General features: G+C 71.3%; 15 protein-coding genes and 1 tRNA gene. 7 read left to right on the top strand and 9 right to left on the bottom strand.

Translation table 11 applies throughout. From position 1 onward, the window contains the following. Positions 1 to 101: 101 nt before the first annotated feature. A complete protein-coding gene (locus HNQ79_RS16665; protein ID WP_185031766.1) occupies positions 102 to 533 on the top strand; it encodes an SsgA family sporulation/cell division regulator in 432 nt (143 codons plus the stop codon). On the opposite strand, the gene HNQ79_RS16660 is transcribed toward HNQ79_RS16665, so the two are convergent. Both HNQ79_RS16660 and HNQ79_RS16655 read right to left on the bottom strand, forming a co-directional pair. After that, a complete protein-coding gene (locus tag HNQ79_RS16660; RefSeq protein WP_185031764.1) occupies positions 530 to 913 on the bottom strand; it encodes a VOC family protein in 384 nt (127 codons plus the stop codon). The genes HNQ79_RS16665 and HNQ79_RS16660 overlap by 4 nt on opposite strands. A gap of 128 nt (positions 914 to 1,041) precedes the next feature. Continuing rightward, positions 1,042 to 2,409: an FAD-binding oxidoreductase gene (locus HNQ79_RS16655; protein ID WP_185031762.1), complete on the bottom strand. Its 1,368-nt coding sequence runs from the start codon at positions 2,407 to 2,409 to the stop codon at positions 1,042 to 1,044. A gap of 355 nt (positions 2,410 to 2,764) precedes the next feature. On the opposite strand from HNQ79_RS16655, the gene HNQ79_RS16650 reads away from it, so the two are divergent. After that, positions 2,765 to 4,156, top strand: coding sequence for a tetratricopeptide repeat protein (locus HNQ79_RS16650; RefSeq protein WP_185031760.1), 1,392 nt, complete (start codon positions 2,765 to 2,767; stop codon positions 4,154 to 4,156). 287 nt (positions 4,157 to 4,443) lie between these two features. Here HNQ79_RS16650 and hppD read toward each other — a convergent pair whose 3' ends face one another. After that, complete coding sequence (hppD, locus tag HNQ79_RS16645) at positions 4,444 to 5,604, bottom strand: 4-hydroxyphenylpyruvate dioxygenase (RefSeq protein WP_185031758.1); 1,161 nt, start codon at positions 5,602 to 5,604, stop codon at positions 4,444 to 4,446. Between the two features lie 122 nt (positions 5,605 to 5,726). Between hppD and HNQ79_RS16640 the strand changes: the two genes are divergently transcribed. The 3 genes from HNQ79_RS16640 to HNQ79_RS16630 all read left to right on the top strand — a co-directional run bounded on the left by HNQ79_RS16640 (position 5,727) and on the right by HNQ79_RS16630 (position 7,352). Further along, complete coding sequence (locus tag HNQ79_RS16640; RefSeq protein ID WP_229923118.1) at positions 5,727 to 6,197, top strand: Lrp/AsnC family transcriptional regulator; 471 nt, start codon at positions 5,727 to 5,729, stop codon at positions 6,195 to 6,197. A gap of 196 nt (positions 6,198 to 6,393) precedes the next feature. Then, on the top strand, positions 6,394 to 7,050 hold the full coding sequence (locus HNQ79_RS16635) for a helix-turn-helix domain-containing protein (protein WP_185031755.1): 657 nt from the start codon (positions 6,394 to 6,396) through the stop codon (positions 7,048 to 7,050). 77 nt (positions 7,051 to 7,127) lie between these two features. Next, positions 7,128 to 7,352 (top strand): hypothetical protein, encoded by a 225-nt coding sequence (locus tag HNQ79_RS16630; protein WP_185031753.1) that lies wholly within the window; start codon positions 7,128 to 7,130, stop codon positions 7,350 to 7,352. Between the two features lie 84 nt (positions 7,353 to 7,436). Here the strand turns inward: HNQ79_RS16630 and HNQ79_RS16625 are convergent, their stop codons facing one another. The 4 genes from HNQ79_RS16625 to HNQ79_RS16610 all read right to left on the bottom strand — a co-directional run bounded on the left by HNQ79_RS16625 (position 7,437) and on the right by HNQ79_RS16610 (position 13,552). Further along, the gene (locus tag HNQ79_RS16625; protein WP_185031751.1) at positions 7,437 to 8,246 is read right to left on the bottom strand and encodes a hypothetical protein; all 810 of its coding nucleotides are present in this window, start codon (positions 8,244 to 8,246) and stop codon (positions 7,437 to 7,439) included. Positions 8,247 to 8,524: 278 nt separating this feature from the next. Further along, complete coding sequence (locus tag HNQ79_RS16620; RefSeq protein ID WP_185031750.1) at positions 8,525 to 9,166, bottom strand: IclR family transcriptional regulator; 642 nt, start codon at positions 9,164 to 9,166, stop codon at positions 8,525 to 8,527. 825 nt (positions 9,167 to 9,991) lie between these two features. Continuing rightward, positions 9,992 to 11,773 carry a DEAD/DEAH box helicase gene (locus HNQ79_RS16615; RefSeq protein ID WP_185031749.1) on the bottom strand — a complete coding sequence of 594 codons (1,782 nt, stop codon included), beginning with the start codon at positions 11,771 to 11,773 and terminating at the stop codon, positions 9,992 to 9,994. 207 nt (positions 11,774 to 11,980) lie between these two features. After that, positions 11,981 to 13,552, bottom strand: a complete 1,572-nt coding sequence (locus HNQ79_RS16610; protein WP_185031748.1) for an MFS transporter — start codon at positions 13,550 to 13,552, stop codon at positions 11,981 to 11,983. Positions 13,553 to 13,680: 128 nt separating this feature from the next. Between HNQ79_RS16610 and HNQ79_RS16605 the strand changes: the two genes are divergently transcribed. Together HNQ79_RS16605 and HNQ79_RS16600 are read left to right on the top strand one after the other, a co-directional pair. Next, a complete protein-coding gene (locus tag HNQ79_RS16605) occupies positions 13,681 to 14,544 on the top strand; it encodes an alpha/beta fold hydrolase (protein WP_185031747.1) in 864 nt (287 codons plus the stop codon). Positions 14,545 to 14,670: 126 nt separating this feature from the next. Further along, a tRNA-Cys gene (locus tag HNQ79_RS16600) sits at positions 14,671 to 14,742 on the top strand. Positions 14,743 to 14,939: 197 nt separating this feature from the next. Here HNQ79_RS16600 and HNQ79_RS16595 read toward each other — a convergent pair. Both HNQ79_RS16595 and HNQ79_RS16590 read right to left on the bottom strand, forming a co-directional pair. Beyond that, on the bottom strand, positions 14,940 to 16,082 hold the full coding sequence (locus HNQ79_RS16595) for a lactonase family protein (RefSeq protein WP_229923117.1): 1,143 nt from the start codon (positions 16,080 to 16,082) through the stop codon (positions 14,940 to 14,942). A 480-nt stretch (positions 16,083 to 16,562) separates the two neighbouring features. Beyond that, on the bottom strand, positions 16,563 to 17,132 hold the full coding sequence (locus HNQ79_RS16590) for an AAA family ATPase (RefSeq protein ID WP_185031745.1): 570 nt from the start codon (positions 17,130 to 17,132) through the stop codon (positions 16,563 to 16,565). Positions 17,133 to 17,300: the final 168 nt, after the last annotated feature.

Here is a 17,300-nt window from a genome sequence, read left to right as displayed (position 1 = left end):
TTCGCAGAACTTCTTCGTAAGTCGCGTAATGGATTGCGACCGGCGCGCTCTCTCCTGGTACGGCCCGCCGTCGGGCCCCGTACCGGAAAGGAAGTGCAGTCATGGAGCACACCGTTGTGGAGCGCGAGCTGGAGCTCGACCTGGTCCTGTCCCCCGAGCGCGCCATCCCGGTGCCCGCCCGGTTGGTGTACCGGACCGACGACCCGTTCGCGGTGCATATCACCTTCCACATCGGCTCGGACTACCCGGTCTGCTGGACGTTCGCACGGGAACTGCTGATCGACGGGGTGTTCCGTCCGTGCGGGCACGGGGACGTCCGGATCTGGCCGACGAAGGTCGAGGGCGGTTCGGTCGTATGTGTGGCACTGACCTCGCCGGAGGGCGACGCGCTTCTGGAGGCGTCGTCGCCGGTGGTGTCGGCGTGGCTGGAGCGGACCCTGGCGATGGTGCCTCCGGGCACGGAGAGCGAGCGGCTCGGCCTGGACGACGCGCTGGCCGAGCTGCTCGCGACCTCGCAGGACGGCGAGGGCTAGTCGGTCACGTAGGTGTGCGTGAGGAATTCGAGGTTGTGGCCGTCCGGGTCGCTGAAGTAGAAGCCGCGGCCCTTGTGCTCGTGGTTGATCTGCTGGGGCGTGCGGTGGTAGGGGTCGGCCCAGTAGGGGATGGAGCGTTCCTGGATGCGGGCGAGGATCTCGTCGAACTCGGCGTCGGTGACCAGGAACGCGAAGTGCTGCGAGACGATGCGGTCGCTGTCGGCGTCCACGTAGTCGAGCGTGACGCCGTTCTCCAGCAGGACGCTCGCGAACGGTCCGAAGGGCTTGGGGTCGGGGGCGCCCATGAGTTCGGTGAGGAAGCGGGCGGAGGTGAAGCGGTCGCGGCTGTGAACGATGGTGTGGTCGAGGCGTGCGGGCACGAGTGCTCCTCGTCGGTACGGTCGGCAACTGGCCTGTGTCCGCACGCTATGCGCTCCCCGCGCCTTCGCGCATCGGACCATCGGCCCACTCCCCCGCCGACCCTGGACCTACACCGCGGGCCTCGTCCTCAGAACAGCTTGCCGGGATTGAGGATCCCCAGCGGATCGAAGGCCGCCTTGACCGAGCGCTGCAACTCCATGCCCACCGGGCCGAGTTCACGGGCCAGCCAGTCCTTTTTCAGTACGCCGACGCCGTGTTCGCCGGTGATCGTGCCGCCCAGTTCGAGCCCCAGTGCCATGATCTCGTCGAAGGACGCGCGGGCGCGCCGCGACTCGTCCTCGTCGGCGGAGTCGAAGCAGACCACCGGGTGGGTGTTGCCGTCGCCGGCGTGGGCGCAGACTCCGATGGTGAGCCCGTGCTTGGCGGCGATGGCGGCGGTGCCCCCGATCATCGCGCCGAGTTTCGAGCGGGGCACGCACACGTCGTCGATCATCGTGGCGGACTTGACCGCTTCGAGGGCGGTGAGCGACAAACGCCGCGCTTGGAGCAGGAGTTCCGACTCCGCGAAGGTCTCCGACGGCACGACCTGGGTGGCGCCGAACTCGGCGCAGACCTCGCCGACGGCGGCCAGGTCGGCCACGGGGTCCGGGGTGTCGAAAGCGGCGAGGAGCAGGGCCTCGGTCGATTCCGGGAGGCCCATCCGGGCCAGGGCGTTGACCGCGCGCAGCGTGGTGCGGTCCATGATTTCGAGCAGGGACGGGGCGTGTCCGCGTTCCATGATCGCGCAGACCGCCTCGCAGGCGGCGTCGGCGGACGGGAACTCGGCGGCCAGGGACAGTTGCTGGGGCGGCGCTGGCCGAAGGGCGAGTACGGCGCGGACGACGACGCCGAGGCTGCCTTCGGAGCCGACGAAGAGACGGGTCAGGTCGTAACCGGCGACGCCCTTGGCGGTGCGGCGGCCGGTGGTGAGGAGGCGGCCGTCCGCGAGGACGACGTCGAGCCCCAGTACGTACTCCGCCGTCACCCCGTACTTCACGCAGCACAGCCCGCCGGAGGCGGTGCCGATGTTGCCTCCGATGGTGCACGTCTCCCAGCTGGAGGGGTCCGGCGGGTAGAAGAGACCCTGCTCGGCGACGGCGCGGGAGAGGACGGCGTTGATCACGCCGGGTTCGACGACGGCGATGCGGTCGACGGTGTTGATCTCCAGGATGCGGTCCATGGCGACGAGGGACAGGACGATGCAGCCGTCCGTGGCGTTGGCGGCGCCCGACAGTCCGGTACGGGCGCCCTGCGGGACGACGGGAACGCGCAGCGCGGTGGCGGTGCGCATGACGTGCTGGACCTGCTCGACGGTGCGCGGCAGGACGACCGCGGCGGGCGCTCCGGCCGCACAGAAGCCGGCCATGTCCCGGGAGTACGCGGCCATGACGTCGGGGTCGGTGATCAGCGCCTCGTCGGGGAGGCCGGCGCGCAGCAGTTCCGCAAGATCGTCCATGGGTTCAGCCTGGCACCCGGGGGCCATCTGTGTGAACCCGTCTGCGTTCCGGATCGCGGCAGGCGGGTGTGCTCGTCGTACCGGCTCGCGCTGGCGCACAGTGAGCGCCATGGACCCCATGGAGCCCTTGCCCCCTTCCGCCGCGAAGCCGCCGGGCCCCCCGGCCGAGCCGCCGCGGCCTCCGAAGACGCCCGCGGACGGGACGGGTCCTGCGGACGGGGAGTGGGCCGGCGGGGGGCGCGGGGGCTGGAGGCGGGCAGGTGGGAAGAGGGTGGGCGGGGTGTCGCCTGCGGAGGGGATGCGGGTGGTCGGGATGCGGGCGAGCCGGAAGCGGGCGGTTCGTCGGGGGGGCCTCGTGCCGGCGGTCGCGGTGGCGGTGCTGGCCGCCGGTTCGCTGGTACTGCTGACGCGGGACGCGGACGGTGGGCGGCCCGCGGCGAAACCGGCGGCAGGGGCTCCGGGGACGGCGACCTCACTGGCCGCCCTGAACGCCCGGGTGCGGGCGAGCCCCCGGGACGACGGTGCGTGGACGGCCCTCGGGGCGGCCTTGGTCGAGCGGGGCGCGCGGGCGGCCGACTCGACGTACTACCCGAAGGCGGAAACGGCGCTGCGCCGTTCGCTGACGCTGCGGGCGGCCGGGAAGGGGAACCTGGCGGCGACGGTGGGCATGGCCCGGCTCTCGCACGCGCGCGGGGACTTCGCGGCAACCCGGCGATGGGGCGAGACCGCGCGACGGCAGGCGCCGAAGGAGTGGGCGGCGTACCCGGTCCTGATCGACGCGTACGGGCGGCTCGGCGACGCGAAGGCGGCGGGGCGGGCCGCCGAGGAGCTGCTGGAGAGGCGCGGCGGGGCGACGGCGCTGGGGTGGACCGCGCAGACGTACCGGGACAAGGGGTGGCGCGAGGACGCGGCCGCGCTGGCCGGGGAGGCCGTGGCGACCGCGGTGACCTCGGTGGAGAAGACGGAACAGTTGAACCGGGCGGCTGAACTCGCCTGGGAACGAGGTGACCTGAAGGACGCCCTGGGCTACTTCGACGCCTCGCTGTCCCTGGACCGCAGGCAGGGTGCGGCGGTCGCGGGCCGGGCCCGGGTGCTGGCGGGGGCGGGCCGCACGGCGGAGGCCGTCAAGGCGTACCGGGCGGCCCTCACCCTCGCCCCGCGTCCCGAGTACGCGGTGGAACTGGGCGAACTGATCGAGGCCGGCGGCGGCAGCGGGGAACCCCACTACCGCGTGGCCCGTGCGCGGCTCGCGCACGACGGCCGTCAGGGCGTACGCGGCGACCTCGTCCTCGGCCGGCTGGAGAGCGACCACGGCGACGCGGAAACGGCCGTGGCACTGCTGCGCGCTGAGTTCGCACGCCACCCGGGCCCGGAGGTCGCGGACGCGCTCGGCTGGGCACTGCACCGTACGGGCGACGACGAGGCCGCGTTGGAGTACGCGCGGAAGGCGACGAAGGAGGGCGCGCGGAACGCGATGTTCCTCTATCACCGGGGCGAGATCGAACGGGCCACCGGCGCCTACGGCGCGGCCCGCCGGCACCTCGCGGAGGCCTTGCGGGTCAACCCGGTGTTCTCCCCGCTGTGGGCACCGCGCGCCGACGCCTCCCTCGCCCGCCTGGGCGAACCGCCGGAGGGCGGCCCCCGCCAGGTCCGGGAACCCCGGCCCCAGAGGTCCGCGCCACGGGCGGCACCACCACGCCCCCGCGCGCACGGCCCCGTCGGCACAGCGCCGCGGAAGCGGGGGTGACACGAGCACGGCACGGAGGACGGAAAGGCCTCGTGGAGGGGGCGGGGTGCACTGCGGCCCCACGGAGCAGGTCCGTGGGGCCGCAGCGAGGAAGGGGGCGTCGGCGGGGAGGTCGCCTGCCCCGGGCGGGGCGCGGGAGGCGTGAGCGGCCTGCTCCTGAGGGCTGGAAGCGGCGTGGCAGCTCGCCCCGGAGGGGGTGGATACGGCGGCGGCTCGTCCCGGTGGGGCCGAGGTGGCCTGGCGGCCTGCCGGAGGGGAAGGCGTGAGCCGACTGCCGCCGTCGAGAATTACAGGTTTCCGCGCTTCTCCTGCTCACGCTCGATCGCCTCGAAGAGGGCCTTGAAATTGCCCTTGCCGAAGCCCATCGAACCGTGCCGCTCGATCATCTCGAAGAAGACGGTCGGGCGGTCCTGGACCGGCTTGGTGAAGATCTGCAGCAGGTAGCCGTCCTCGTCGCGGTCGACGAGGATCTTCAGCTCGCGCAGCGTCTCGACGGGCACGCGGGTCTCGCCCGCCCACTCGCCGAGGGTGTCGTAGTACGAGTCGGGGGTGTCGAGGAACTGGACTCCGGCGGCGCGCATGGTGCGTACCGTCGAGACGATGTCGTTCGTGGCGAGCGCGATGTGCTGGACGCCGGCGCCGCCGTAGAACTCCAGGTACTCGTCGATCTGCGACTTCTTCTTCGCGATGGCGGGCTCGTTGATCGGGAACTTGACCTTGAGCGTGCCGTCGGCGACCACCTTCGACATGAGGGCGGAGTACTCGGTGGCGATGTCGTCGCCCACGAACTCCTTCATGTTGGTGAAGCCCATGACCTTGTTGTAGAAGCCGACCCAGTCGTTCATCCTGCCGAGTTCGACGTTGCCGACGCAGTGGTCGATGGCCTGGAAGGTGCGCTTGGCCGGGGGCGCGACCATCGGCGACGCCGCGACGAAGCCGGGCAGGTACGGGCCGTCGTAGCCCTTGCGCTCGACGAGGGTGTGCCGGGTCTTGCCGTACGTGGCGATGGCGGCCAGGACCACGGTGCCGTGCTCGTCCTTCAGCTCGTACGGCTCGGTGAGGCCGGTGGCGCCCTGCGCGGTGGCGTACTCGTACGCGGCGCGCGCGTCCGGGACCTCGATCGCGAGGTCGACGACGCCGTCGCCGTGCTCGGCGACGTGGTCGGCGAGGAAACGGCCGCGCTCGGTGGACGGCTTGATGACGGAGGTGAGGACGAAACGGGCCCCGCCGCTGGTGAGGACGTAACTGGCGGTCTCCCGGCTGCCGTTCTCCGGTCCGGAGTAGGCGACGAGGTTCATGCCGAAGGCCGTCGAGTAGTAGTGGGCGGCCTGCTTGGCGTTGCCGACGGCGAAGACGACCGCGTCCATGCCCTTGACCGGGAAGGGGTCGGCCTTGCGCGCGGTGTCGGGGATGACGGGCTCAGTGGTCTCAGTCGTGGTCTCAGTCATATGGGGAGCGTCCCGCCACATCGCAAGGTGCGCAATAGTTCGCACATTCACTGGGCAATGCGACCAGTCGAGAGCGAGTATGGGCACGCTATCTGTACAGGATGACTACCCGGGGAGCGGCTGTGGCAGTGGACGAGCTGGACGGGCGGCTGATCGTGCTGCTGGCCCGGGAGCCCCGGATCGGGGTGCTGGAGGCGTCGCGGCGCCTCGGCGTGGCGCGCGGGACCGTACAGGCGCGGATGGACCGGCTGCAGTCGAACGGGGTCATCCGGGGCTTCGGGCCGGACGTGGATCCGGCGGCGCTCGGGTATCCGGTGACGGCGTTCGCGACGCTGGAGATCAAGCAGGGGCAGGGGGCGGACGTACGGGCACACCTGGCGACGGTGCCCGAGGTGCTGGAGCTGCACACGACGACCGGGCACGGGGACATGCTGTGCCGGCTGGTCGCCCGCTCCAACGCCGATCTGCAACGGGTGATCGACCTGGTGGTGGGTTTCGAGGGCATCGTCCGGGCCTCCACGGCGATCGTCATGGAGAACCCCGTTCCGCTGCGGATCATCCCTCTGGTGGAACAGGCGTCCGGGCTGACGTGACGGAGTGACCGGGTCGGCCGATGGGCAGCAGGGGTTCGGCCTGACAGATGTCCGGAGGTTCAGGCAGGGGGCTGGGCTCCGATGGCGGGTCGGCCTGACGGCTTTCCGGGGTCCGGCAGGGGCGAGCCGTTGCTTGCAAAGAAGTAGTTGCAAAAGAACCCTTGCAACGTTCTCTTTGCAACTCTACGATGGGGGCATGCCCGAACCCGACGCGCCGAGCCAGCCGCCCTCCGCTCCCGTGGAGGAATCCACTCCACCGACCGCGCAGGACGAGACGTCCGAGCGGTCCGTCCAGCATCTCGACGCCCGCACCCTGCGCGGACTCGCCCACCCGCTGCGCGTGCAACTCCTGCGCGCACTGCGGCGCCACGGTCCCGCCACCGCCTCCCAACTGGCGGACCGGCTCGGCGAGTCCAGCGGGGCGACCAGCTACCACCTGCGGCAGCTCGCGACCCACGGCTTCGTCGAGGACGCCCCCGAGCACGGCAAGGGCAGGGAACGCTGGTGGCGGTCGGTCCACCAGGGAACGCAACTCGGCAACTGGCTCGTCGACCATGCCGACCCGACGGTCCGCGGCGCCGCGGACCTGCTGATGCACGAGGCGGCCACGGAGCACACCCGAGAGCTCAGCACCTGGCTCGGCACCCGACGCGACTGGTCCGAGGAGTGGCGCGAGTCCTCCGAACTAAGTGACTACACCCTCACCATGACGCCGGAAATGGCCCACGAAATGATCGGCCGCGTCGAGGAACTGATCGAGGCCTACCGAGTCAAGGGCGAGGCCGTGAAGTCCGCCGACACCGCCGAGGAATACCGCGTCCACCTGCACGGATTCCCCCTCGCCAGGGACTGACGCGCCCCGGCCGCCGACAGCACGCAGTCCGTCCCCCGCCCAGGTACGAAGGACACCGACCGAGAGGAAGCACTGCCATGCCCTCCGAGCTCCACCTCCACCTGCACGCGACCCGTTCCGGCGAACTACGCGCCGAAGCCGCCGCCCACCGACTGGCCCGCTCCTCGGCCCACCGGACCGCTGCCCATCACCTCGTACGCACGCAACTCGGCTGGACACTCGTGGAGTTGGGCCTGCGCCTCATCCGCACCGCCGCCCCCGGCCCGCACGACCACCGGTTCCGCACGGTCGGCGCCCGATGAGTGGCCCGAACTCGCCGGTAGCACGCGGCAGCTCCCCAGTGGCCCGCGGCTCCACCGACCCCCTGTCGCTCCCGCCCCCCCACGTCAGCAGCTCGGGACCTTGCCTCCCCCGCCCTTCTTTCCCAGCTCGGAGAGTGCCGAGACCGCATCGGTCAGCGTGCCGACGGGAATCAGCCGCATACCGTCCGGCAGCCCGCTCTTGGCCTGCGAACACTCGTTCTTCGGTACGAGGAAGACGGTGGCCCCGTCCGCTCTCGCGCCCTTGATCTTCAGGGGCACGCCACCGACCTGACCTACGGTGCCGTCCGCGTCGATCGTCCCCGTGCCGGCGACGTCGAGACCGCCGGTCAGATCACCGCCCGCACCGTTGCCGTCGATCTTGTCGATGATCCCGAGAGTGAAGAGCAGGCCGGCGCTCGGGCCGCCGATGTCGGAGAGATGCAGGTCCACCTTGGCGCCCTTGCCCTTGTCGCCGAGGTAACCGAGGGCGGCGGAGACTGCGGCGTTCTGCGACTTGAGCATCTCCCCCTTGTTGTACTCGGAGACCTCCTTGTCGTCGCCGCCGGTCGGGTAGACGACGTCGTGCGGCATGACCGCCCGGTCCTCCCGGAACCACGCATCGGCCAGGTCGCCCACCCGATGGTCGATCGAAGGGCCCGTGGCGACGATCGTCGTCATCCGCAGCCGTCCCGTGGTCTCCCTGGTCGGCACCCCGGACACGCTGATCACCGGTTTGCCCTCCTTGTCCTTGCCGAGGACATCGGTCGCCGACCCCGGCTGGGCCACCGCGTACGGCAACGGCACGGCAGCGGCCACCCCGAACAGCGCGACGACGGGCAGGGCGCAGACGGCGATACGGCTGTTGCGGGAGAGCCTGGAGAAAAGAAGGGGCACGCCCCCAATCTAACGGCCCCCTCCACAGACCCGGCCCCTGCCACAGCCGGACCTGTCCGGGCCGCCCCGGCCGAGCACGAGCACCACCCTCCCGGACGCTCGGAACAGCTCCCGCGCCCCAGCTCCGTCCGCACAGATCCGGAGCCCTTCGGCTACCCCAGCGCGTCGACTACCGGAGCGCGTCGACCACCGCAGCGCCCTGGCACCCCAGCCGCCTCCACCCCTTCAGAACGCCGGCCGCCCTGGCTACCGGAGCGTCGGCTACCGGAGCGCTGCGGCTACCGCAGCGCGTCGGCGACCTCGCGGGCCGCGTCGACGACCCGCTGCCCCACCCGCTCGGGAACCGAGTCGGACAACATGACGACCCCCACGCTGCCCTCCACCCCGGTCACCCCTATCAGCGGTGCGGCGGCCCCGCTCGCCCCGGCCTCCAGCTCACCGTGGGTGAGGGTGTACCCGGGCTCGGCCAGCACGCTCTGCCGCGCGGCGAGGATCGCCCGGCCCGCGGCGCCACGGTCGAGCGGGTGACGGAACCCCGCCCGATACGCCACGTGGTAGTCCGTCCAGGTCGGCTCCACCACCGCGACAGCGAGGGCTTCGGCCCCGTCGACAAGCGTGAGGTGCGCCGTGGCCCCTATGTCCTCGGCAAGGGAACGGAGGGCGGGCAGCGCGGCCTCCCGCACCAGGGGGTGAACCTGGCGCCCCAGGCGCAGCACCCCGAGCCCGACCCGGGCACGACCTCCGAGGTCCCGGCGGACAAGGGCGTGCTGTTCGAGCGTGGCGAGCAGCCGGTACACCACCGTCCTGTTGACGCCGAGCTTGTTGGACAGTTCGGTGACGGTGAGGCCGTGGTCGGTATCGGCGAGCAGCTTGAGGACGCGCAGTCCTCTGTCGAGCGTCTGGGAAGTCTCCGCGGTCACGACGCCCACTCCTTGGTGGTGAGTGCCGGCGGTCCTCCTGCGCATCGTGCACGTCACCGGTTCCGTCGGTGACGCGCGCAGAGGCCGCCGGCGGGTCCTGGCACCGGCTGCGCTCCGAGGCGACGCTGCCACGGGGCGTATGCGTTGCCGGAAAGGTAGCGATCCACTCCGCTCAGCGGAAGACCTCGTCCAGAATCCGGGCGCAGACGAGAAGTTGTTCCTTCCGCAGCCGCCCGCCCCCTGCGTCGGGGCTCGGATCACGACGGGACAAAACTTCTGGGCATATGCCCGCACCCCGGCCCTCGCTGCCGTCCTGACGACGACAGTCGATCGTGGAAGCCCGCCTTCACCTGGGCTCCCGGCTGCGGACCCGTTTCCGTCCTGCCGCACACGTTCCCTTCCTGGCGCACAACCCGCCTCAGGGAGGCGGCGGGAGCCGAAGGAGGCAAGTGGGCGGCGGGCGCCGGACGGGGCCGAGCGGCTGCGTGCGCCGGTAGGGGCAGGGCGGTGGCCCCCGAAGGGGGCAAGGCGGTTGCGCGCGCCGGAGGGGCAGAGGGGCAGAGGAACCGTAAAGCTGAGCGAGCGGTGGGACGGAGGTGCGGTTCGCGGGTCCCCCGGGTCTCGGCCGGCGACCCGGGCGATCCGGGCAACCCGGGCGACCCACTGCCGAGCGGTGCCGCGCCCCGGGGCTGCCCCTCCTCGCACCCTCTCGCCGACCGACCGCCCCCGCCCGCCGGCCCGCCGGCTCCCCCACCGGCCGGCCCCGACTGTTTTTCCCTGCCCGGGGCCACCCTCGGCCCCGGGCGCCCCTTCACCGCCGTGCGCTCACCGCATCCGGGTGGCCCACTCCTGCACCTTTTTGATCCGCTCCTTGAGCTGCCCGGCCGTCGCCTCCGCGCTGGGAGGTCCGCCGCAGACGCGACGCAGCTCGGTGTGGATGACGCCGTGCGGCTTCCCGCTCTGGTGGACGTACGCGCCGACCATCGTGTTCAGCGACTTGCGCAGCTCCAGCAGCTGTTTGTGCGTGACGACCGGCCGGGCCTCCGCGGCCTTCTCCAGCAGGTCCGCCTCGGAGGCGGGCTTCTGGCGACTGTGCGCGATCTGCCGGGTCTGCCGCTTCTGGAGGAGCAACTGCACCTGGTCGGGCTCAAGGAGTCCGGGAATCCCCAGGTAGTCCTGCTCCTCCTCGCTTCCCGGGTGCGCCTGCATCCCGAACTCGGCGCCGTCGTACAGCACCCGGTCGAAGACGGCGTCGGACTCCAGCGCCTCGAACGGCAACTGGTCCTCGGTCTCCTCGTCCTCCAGCCGCTCCGCGTCCGCGAGGAGCTTGTCCTCCTCGGAGAACGGGTTCTCGTCCTCGCCGCCCTTCTTCGGCTTGTCGAGCACGTGGTCCCGTTCGACCTCCATCTCGTTCGCGAAATCGAGCAGCATCGGGATCGTGGGCACGAACACCGATGCCGTCTCGCCCCGCCGCCGCGACCGTACGAAGCGCCCGACGGCCTGTGCGAAGAACAGCGGCGTCGAGATCGTGGTCGCATACACCCCGACCGCGAGCCGGGGCACATCGACACCCTCCGACACCATTCGGACCGCCACCATCCAGCGGGAGCTGTCCGCCGCGAACTGGTCGATCCTCTTCGATGCCGCCTTCTCGTCGGAGAGGACGACGGTCGCCTTCTGCCCGGTGACCTTCTTCAGGATCTTGGCGTATTCGCGGGCCGAGTCCTGATCGGTGGCGATCACCAGCCCGCCGGCGTCCGGAATACCCTTCCGAACCTCGGTCAGCCGCTTGTCGGCGGCCGCCAGCACATTCGGAATCCACTCGCCGGTCGGCGCCAGGGCGGTCCGCCACGCCTGACCGATCGCGTCCTTGGTCATCGGCTCACCGAGCCGGGCGGCGATCTCGTCGCCCGCCTTGGTGCGCCACCGCATGTTGCCGCTGTAGCTGAGGAAGATCACCGGCCGGACGACCCCGTCGGCCAGGGCGTTGCCGTATCCGTAGGTGTAGTCGGCGGACGAACGCCGGATCCCGTCGTTCCCCTCCTCGTACTGCACGAAGGGGATCGGGTTCGTGTCGGACCGGAAGGGCGTGCCGGTCAGCGCGAGGCGGCGCGTCGCCGGATCGAAGGCCTCCTGGCAGGCCTCGCCCCACGACTTCGAGTCACCGGCGTGGTGGATCTCGTCGAGGATCACCAGCGTCTTGCGCTGTTCGCACCGGTTGCGGTGCAGCATCGGGCGCACGCCCACACCGGCGTACGTCACCGCGACGCCCTGGTACTCCTTGCTCAGCGGCCCTGCGCTGTACTCCGGGTCGAGCTTGATCCCTATCCGGGCAGCGGCCTCCGCCCACTGTTTCTTCAGGTGCTCGGTCGGCGCGACCACCGTGACCTGCTGGACCACGTGGTGGTGCAGCAGCCACGAGGCGAGCGTCAGCGCGAAGGTCGTCTTGCCCGCGCCTGGCGTCGCCACCGCGAGGAAATCGCGCGGCTGGTCCTGGATGTACTTCTCCAGCGCCCCCTGCTGCCAGGCTCGCAGCTTGTTGGCGGTGCCCCAGGGGGCACGGCCGGGGAAGGCGGGTGAGAGGTGGTGGGAGGTGGTGGTAGTCACGGTCTCCGGTCGCAGCGTCGGGTACGTGGCAGTCGCCGACAGGGCCGGCCGGGGACTCCGGCCGAGGTCTGTAGGACAACCGGGCCACCTTACCGGCGCCCCGCCCGTAACGCGGGCCGAGCACGTCCGGTCGGGCCCCGGTTGGGACCCAGCTCACAGTCGCCCGGTCGGCACCGGCAGCCGGTGCCCGGCCCGGTGCCGTTCGTCTCACCGCTCGCGCAGCCGCGTGGCCACCCAGGCCCCCGCCAGCGCCACGCACGCCATCGGCAGGAACACCGCTGCGAACGCCGCCGAGTGGGAGCCGCCGCCTGCCCCCGCGACCGTGGAGTGCGCGGCGACCGAACCGCCCCCGAGGGCCGCGAAGACCGCGCCGCCGATCGCCAGCAGCATCACGTTGGAGAGGCCGTCGGAGATCTGGAGGGCAGCGGAATTGTTGCCCGCTTCCTCCGGGGCGGAGAGCTTCAGCAGCATGACGCTGGTCGACGCGATGACCATGCCCATCCCGAAGCATCCGAAGCCCCACGCGACGCCCACCACCCATACCGGTACCGACGGCAGCAGCACGGTCGGCACCGCCGCGATGGCCGCCGCGACCAGCACCATGCCGAAGGAGACAAGGCGCTCCCGGTAGGGCTCCATGCGGGGCCTCGACTGCACGAACGACCCGAACGCCCATGTGCCTCCGCCGACCGCGAGGGAGAGTCCCGCCATCGTCGGCGACAACCCACGCTCGGTGACGAGCATCAGCGGTACGAACGACTCCGCCGCGATGAACGACCCGGCCGCCACGCCCCGCAGCAGCACCACCGACGGCAGCCCCCGCGCCGCCCGGTACGTCCCCCTGGGCAGCAGCCCGAGCACCGCCGGCACCAGCAGCGCCCCTCCCGCCACCGCGGGCAGCAGGGACAGCCAGCGCAGGTCCTGGCCCGCGTACTGGAGGAGTCCGGCGCCCAGGGAGATCGCCAGGGCCAGACGGATCCGCCTTCGGTCGAAAGGGGGTATCGGCGCGTCCGGGTCTGCCGGGCCGGACGCCATCCGCCGGATCGCCGGCAGGGCGAGCGCCAGCGGGAAGACCACCAGGACCGGGATGCCGACGAACACCCAACGCCAGCCCAGGTTCTCGGTGATGGCCCCGGAGGCAAGCGGCCCCACCACCGACGGGACCACCCAGCTCGCGGCGAACGCGGCCAGAATCGCCGGCCGGTTCTGTTCCGAGTACGCCCGGCTGATCACCACGTAGAGCGCGACGATCACCAGTCCCCCGCCGAGCCCCTGGACGGCCCTGCCGAGGATGAACAGCAGCATCGTGCTCGCCGTGCCCGAGAGCACCAGACCGGCGGCAAAGGCCACGATGCCGGCGGTGAGGGGGGCGAGAGGGCCCCGCCGGTCGGCCCACTGACCGGACAGCACCATCGCGAAGAGGCTGGTGGTGAAGTACGCCGAGAAGGCGAAGGCGTAGAGCGGGATTCCGTGCAGCTCGCGTGCGGCGACCGGCATCGCCGTGCCTACGGCCGTGGCCTCGAAGGCGATCAGCAGGACGACCGAGACGATGCCGATACTCAGGGCCCGGTGCGTCCTGCCCAGCACACCCTCCCGGGCGGGCTGGGCCTCCCCCGGTTCCGCAGCGGCCATGGACTCCGGGGCAGCCTCGGAAGCGTGCGACGCCGAGGAGACCGGGGCACCTGAACCGTCCAACGCCGCAGTGCAGCCCTTCGGCGAAGGGGGGACGGGGTTGTCGGGCGCGGCGGCATCGGGCTCGCGGGGCTCCAGGGCGGTCATGCCCTCAGAGTAAGGGGCGTTTCTCGTGTTGAACCCTGTCTCTCGACGGGCCCGGCCTCCGTCCTTGGTCGTACGCCCCGTGCAGGGTGCAACCGGTGCCCCGGCCTGTTCGGGGCAGGCGTACAGCCATGCCTCACTACCGCTCGTACGACGACGCCGCCCTCTCCTTCCGGTTGCTGGGCCCCGCCAGCAGCCCGCTGATCTGCCTGGCCGGCGGCCCCGGCCGGGATGCCGCCTACCTCGGCGGGCTGGGGGGCCTCGACCGCTCGTACCGCCTGGTGATCCCCGACGCGCGGGGAACCGGCAACTCGCCGCCGTCCGACGACCCCGACCGGTATGCGTTTCCCGCCCTGGCCCAGGACCTGGAAACGCTGCGTGCCCACCTCTGTCTGGACCGGTTCGCCCTTCTCGCCCACGGAGCGGCATCCGCCACGGCCCAGGTGTACGCGGCCTCGTACCCCGAGCGGCTGAGCCACCTCGTTCTCGTCTGTCCGGAGGGCCGCATCCAGCGTGCGCAGGGAGAGCTCCCGGACGACGCGCGGGAGATCTTCGAGTCGCGCAGCAGCGAACCGTGGTGGCCGGACGCCGCGGCAGCCGTGCGACGCCTGGCCACGGCCTCGGAGCCGGAGGAGGTTCGGACCCTGCTGGCGCAGGCCGCACCGATGGCCTACGCCCGATGGGACGCCCCGCAGCGCAGCCATGCGGCGAAGAAACACAGCCAGAACAACCCGGTTCCACGAGCGGGATTTCCGCAGGGCGTCGACGACCTGGCCCGGCTGTCCGTCCTCGACAACCTGCGAGAGGTGCTCTGTCCGGTCCTCGTGGTGACGGGTGAACTGGACACGATCACAGGTGTGCGTGTGGGGCAGACGGTCGCCGACTCCTTCCCCCGGGGCGAATGGCGGCGACTTTCCGGAGTGGGCCACTACCCGTGGGTCGACGACCCCGACCTCTTCCGGGCGTCGGTCACCTCGTTCCTCGGAGCGCTGTGAGGTTCTCCGTACCGGCGCTCTGTTAACGGGGCATGGCAGTCGTGTGGCGGGGCCCCCGGGAGCCTTGAGGGGGTCTTCCCTTTCGTTCTACCGTTTCTGGAGTTGTCAAAGACCGGACAGGTACACGGCCGTGTACCCGAGTGGTTCAGGGCCTCGCCTGCAAAGCGAGTTACGTCGGTTCGATTCCGATCACGGCCTCTTGCCTCCTTCCTTTCCCGCCTTCCACGCGGTTGCTCGAACTCCGTGCGGCCCCTTCCTCTTCCTGTGCGGCGCCCGTGCGGCTTTCCGTGCGGCTTTCCGTGCGGCTTTCCGTGCGAAAAGCTTCACGGATCGACGTACGAAAAAGACTAGACCCGACCACTGACAATCGACTTCGAGCGACTCAAATCCCCTGCTCAGAGCGGTAGTACACACATCGGGGACGGGGCCGCCAGAGCCGCTTCCACCCGTGCGAGCCGACCGGTACGGCAGTCCACGCGGAAGGTCGACACGGATCCCGACTTCTGGTTGGCGGCGAAGAGCAGCGTGCCGGTCGGGTCGAATGCGATGTGCCGCGGGTACGCACCACCCGACGGCGTCACGCCGAGCAGCCTGAGCCCAGCCCCACCGCGCCGCACGGCGAAGGCCGCGATGCTGTCGTGGCCGCGGTTGGACACGTAAACGAAGCGCCCGTCGGCCGAAACGAGGACGCTCGCGGGGTAATTGCGCTCGCCGAGGCGGACCCCCGGAGGCAGCGTGGCCTGCGGAGTCCCTGGTTCCAGCGTGCCGGTACCCGGCTGATAGCCGCACACCACCAGCGTGTTGTCCAATTCGTTGACCAGGTAGGCATACTCCCCCGACGGGTGGAAGGCCAAATGGCGCGGTCCCGCACCGGGACGGGTTGGGGCCCTTCCGCGCTCCCGGAGGATTCCCCTCCGCTCGTCCAGCCAGTAGGTGTGCACGGAGTCGGTGCCGAGGTCGACGGCCAGGACGTACCGCCCCGCCGGATCACTGATCACCATGTGGGCGTGCGGCGCCCCCTGCCGCTCCGGGTCCGGCCCCGACCCCTGGTGCCGGACGACATCCGTGGCCGCGCCGAGCGAGCCGTCGCGCCCGATGGGGTGCACGGCGATGCTGCCGCCTGTGTAGTTGGCGCTCAGCAGGAACCTTTCGCCCGGGTGCACCGAGAGGTGGCACGGATCTGCTCCGCCCGTGCTGCGACTGCCCAGCACCCTCGGCGGCCCGCCTGCGCGCAACCGGACGGCGGTGACTGCGCCTTCGGCCTGCTCGTTGACGGCGTACAGCATCCGACGGCTCGGAGAGAGCGCGAGGTACGAGGGGTTGGCGATCCCTTCGAGCACTCCGGCCACAGTGATCTCCCCGCTGCCGGGCCGGTACGAAGCGAGGCCGAGCCCCGCCCCGCCGCCCGGCCGAGAGGTGTACGTTCCGAGAAATGCGGGACGCGGCGCCGCCGACTCGGACGGGGCTCCGGGCTGCCGGGCCCTGGACCGATGGGCCGGGCGCTGGGCGGCTGCGGCGGTGGAGCCGGGGGCGATCATCGCCGCGACTCCCGCGCCTGCGAGGGCTGTGAATCTCCGGCGGGTCGTCCCGGCAGTGCTTTCCGTGGCCACGGAAGTCCCGTGCGCCTCGTCCGTCCCTTGTGTGTCACGCGTCGCGCCCATGGAGTCCCTCGCGCCTCTTCTGTCCGCTCACCAGCCGTACGGAGCTTCGCATGGTGGCCTCGAGCACTGTCCGGGGCAAGGGGGCGCGAGTGGCCGACCGGGGGACCCTGCTCGGGCCGACCGGAGGATGCCGTTCCGGCTGACCGGAGGATGCCGTTCCGGCTGACTCAACTCCTTGCGGCAGCCGGGCGGGCGCCGATTGTCAGACCCGCCTGCCACACTCTGTTCCACTCGCGGATTTCGTTTTCGCGAGCAAGTCGCGACGACGACCTGTTCCTTGGGAACTGCATAGGGATGTCAGAGCCGAGCGCCCGCAGCCCGCGCGCCCGGCCCGCACTGCCCCGAGCGCGCCCGTCCTCACACCCCGGCCGGCAGCTGACGGGCCTCGACCAGCCGCGCAAGGATTTCCGCCACGGTTTGCTCCGGGGACTGCCCCGAGGAATCCAGCCACAGCCCCGCCCTCGGAGTTTCCCGGCGCATGCCCCGGTCCATGATCTCCGGGGTCCAGCCGCCGCCGTACCCGGTCTTCGCCCGGCCGGCGTCCCTGGCGGCCAGGGTCGCGGGGTCCGGGGCGAGGACGACGACGTACATCGGTCTCGTCTGCACCAGAGCGATGTAGTCCTCCAGTTCCCTGCCGATGACGGTGTCCTGCACGACCGCGGTGAATCCCTCGGCGGCGTAGGCGTCGGCGGCAGCGGCGGAAAGCCGGTAACGGAGGGCCAGCTGGGCACGCGCGTCCTGACCCGCGTCGGGCGTCATGTCCACCCGGCCGGACACGACCATACGGCGGAAGACGTCACCCCTGACATGAGCGGCACGCGGCAGCCGCTCGGCGAGGGCCTGCGCCACGGTGGATTTCCCGGACGCCATCGCCCCTGTCACGAGCACGACGGCGGAGTCCAGTTCTGCGATTCTGGAGTCGACCATAACTGGAGTCGACCATAAAAGGACGATATCGAGAACTTCCTTATCCGGCGCAGGAGTTAGGGGGCCTGCAGCACAGGGGTTGCAGGGCCCGCAGCACAGGGGTTACGGAGCCTCTGCAACTCGGCCGAGGTGCCTGCGGGCCCGGAGCGGCGGGCCGGGTTGCCGCCG

It is taken from the genome of Streptomyces candidus, from assembly GCF_014207445.1.
Taxonomy (GTDB): Bacteria; Actinomycetota; Actinomycetes; order Streptomycetales; family Streptomycetaceae; genus Streptomyces; species Streptomyces candidus.
Note: the sequence above shows the minus strand (reverse complement) of the source record. Positions and strands in the feature narration are given on the sequence as shown.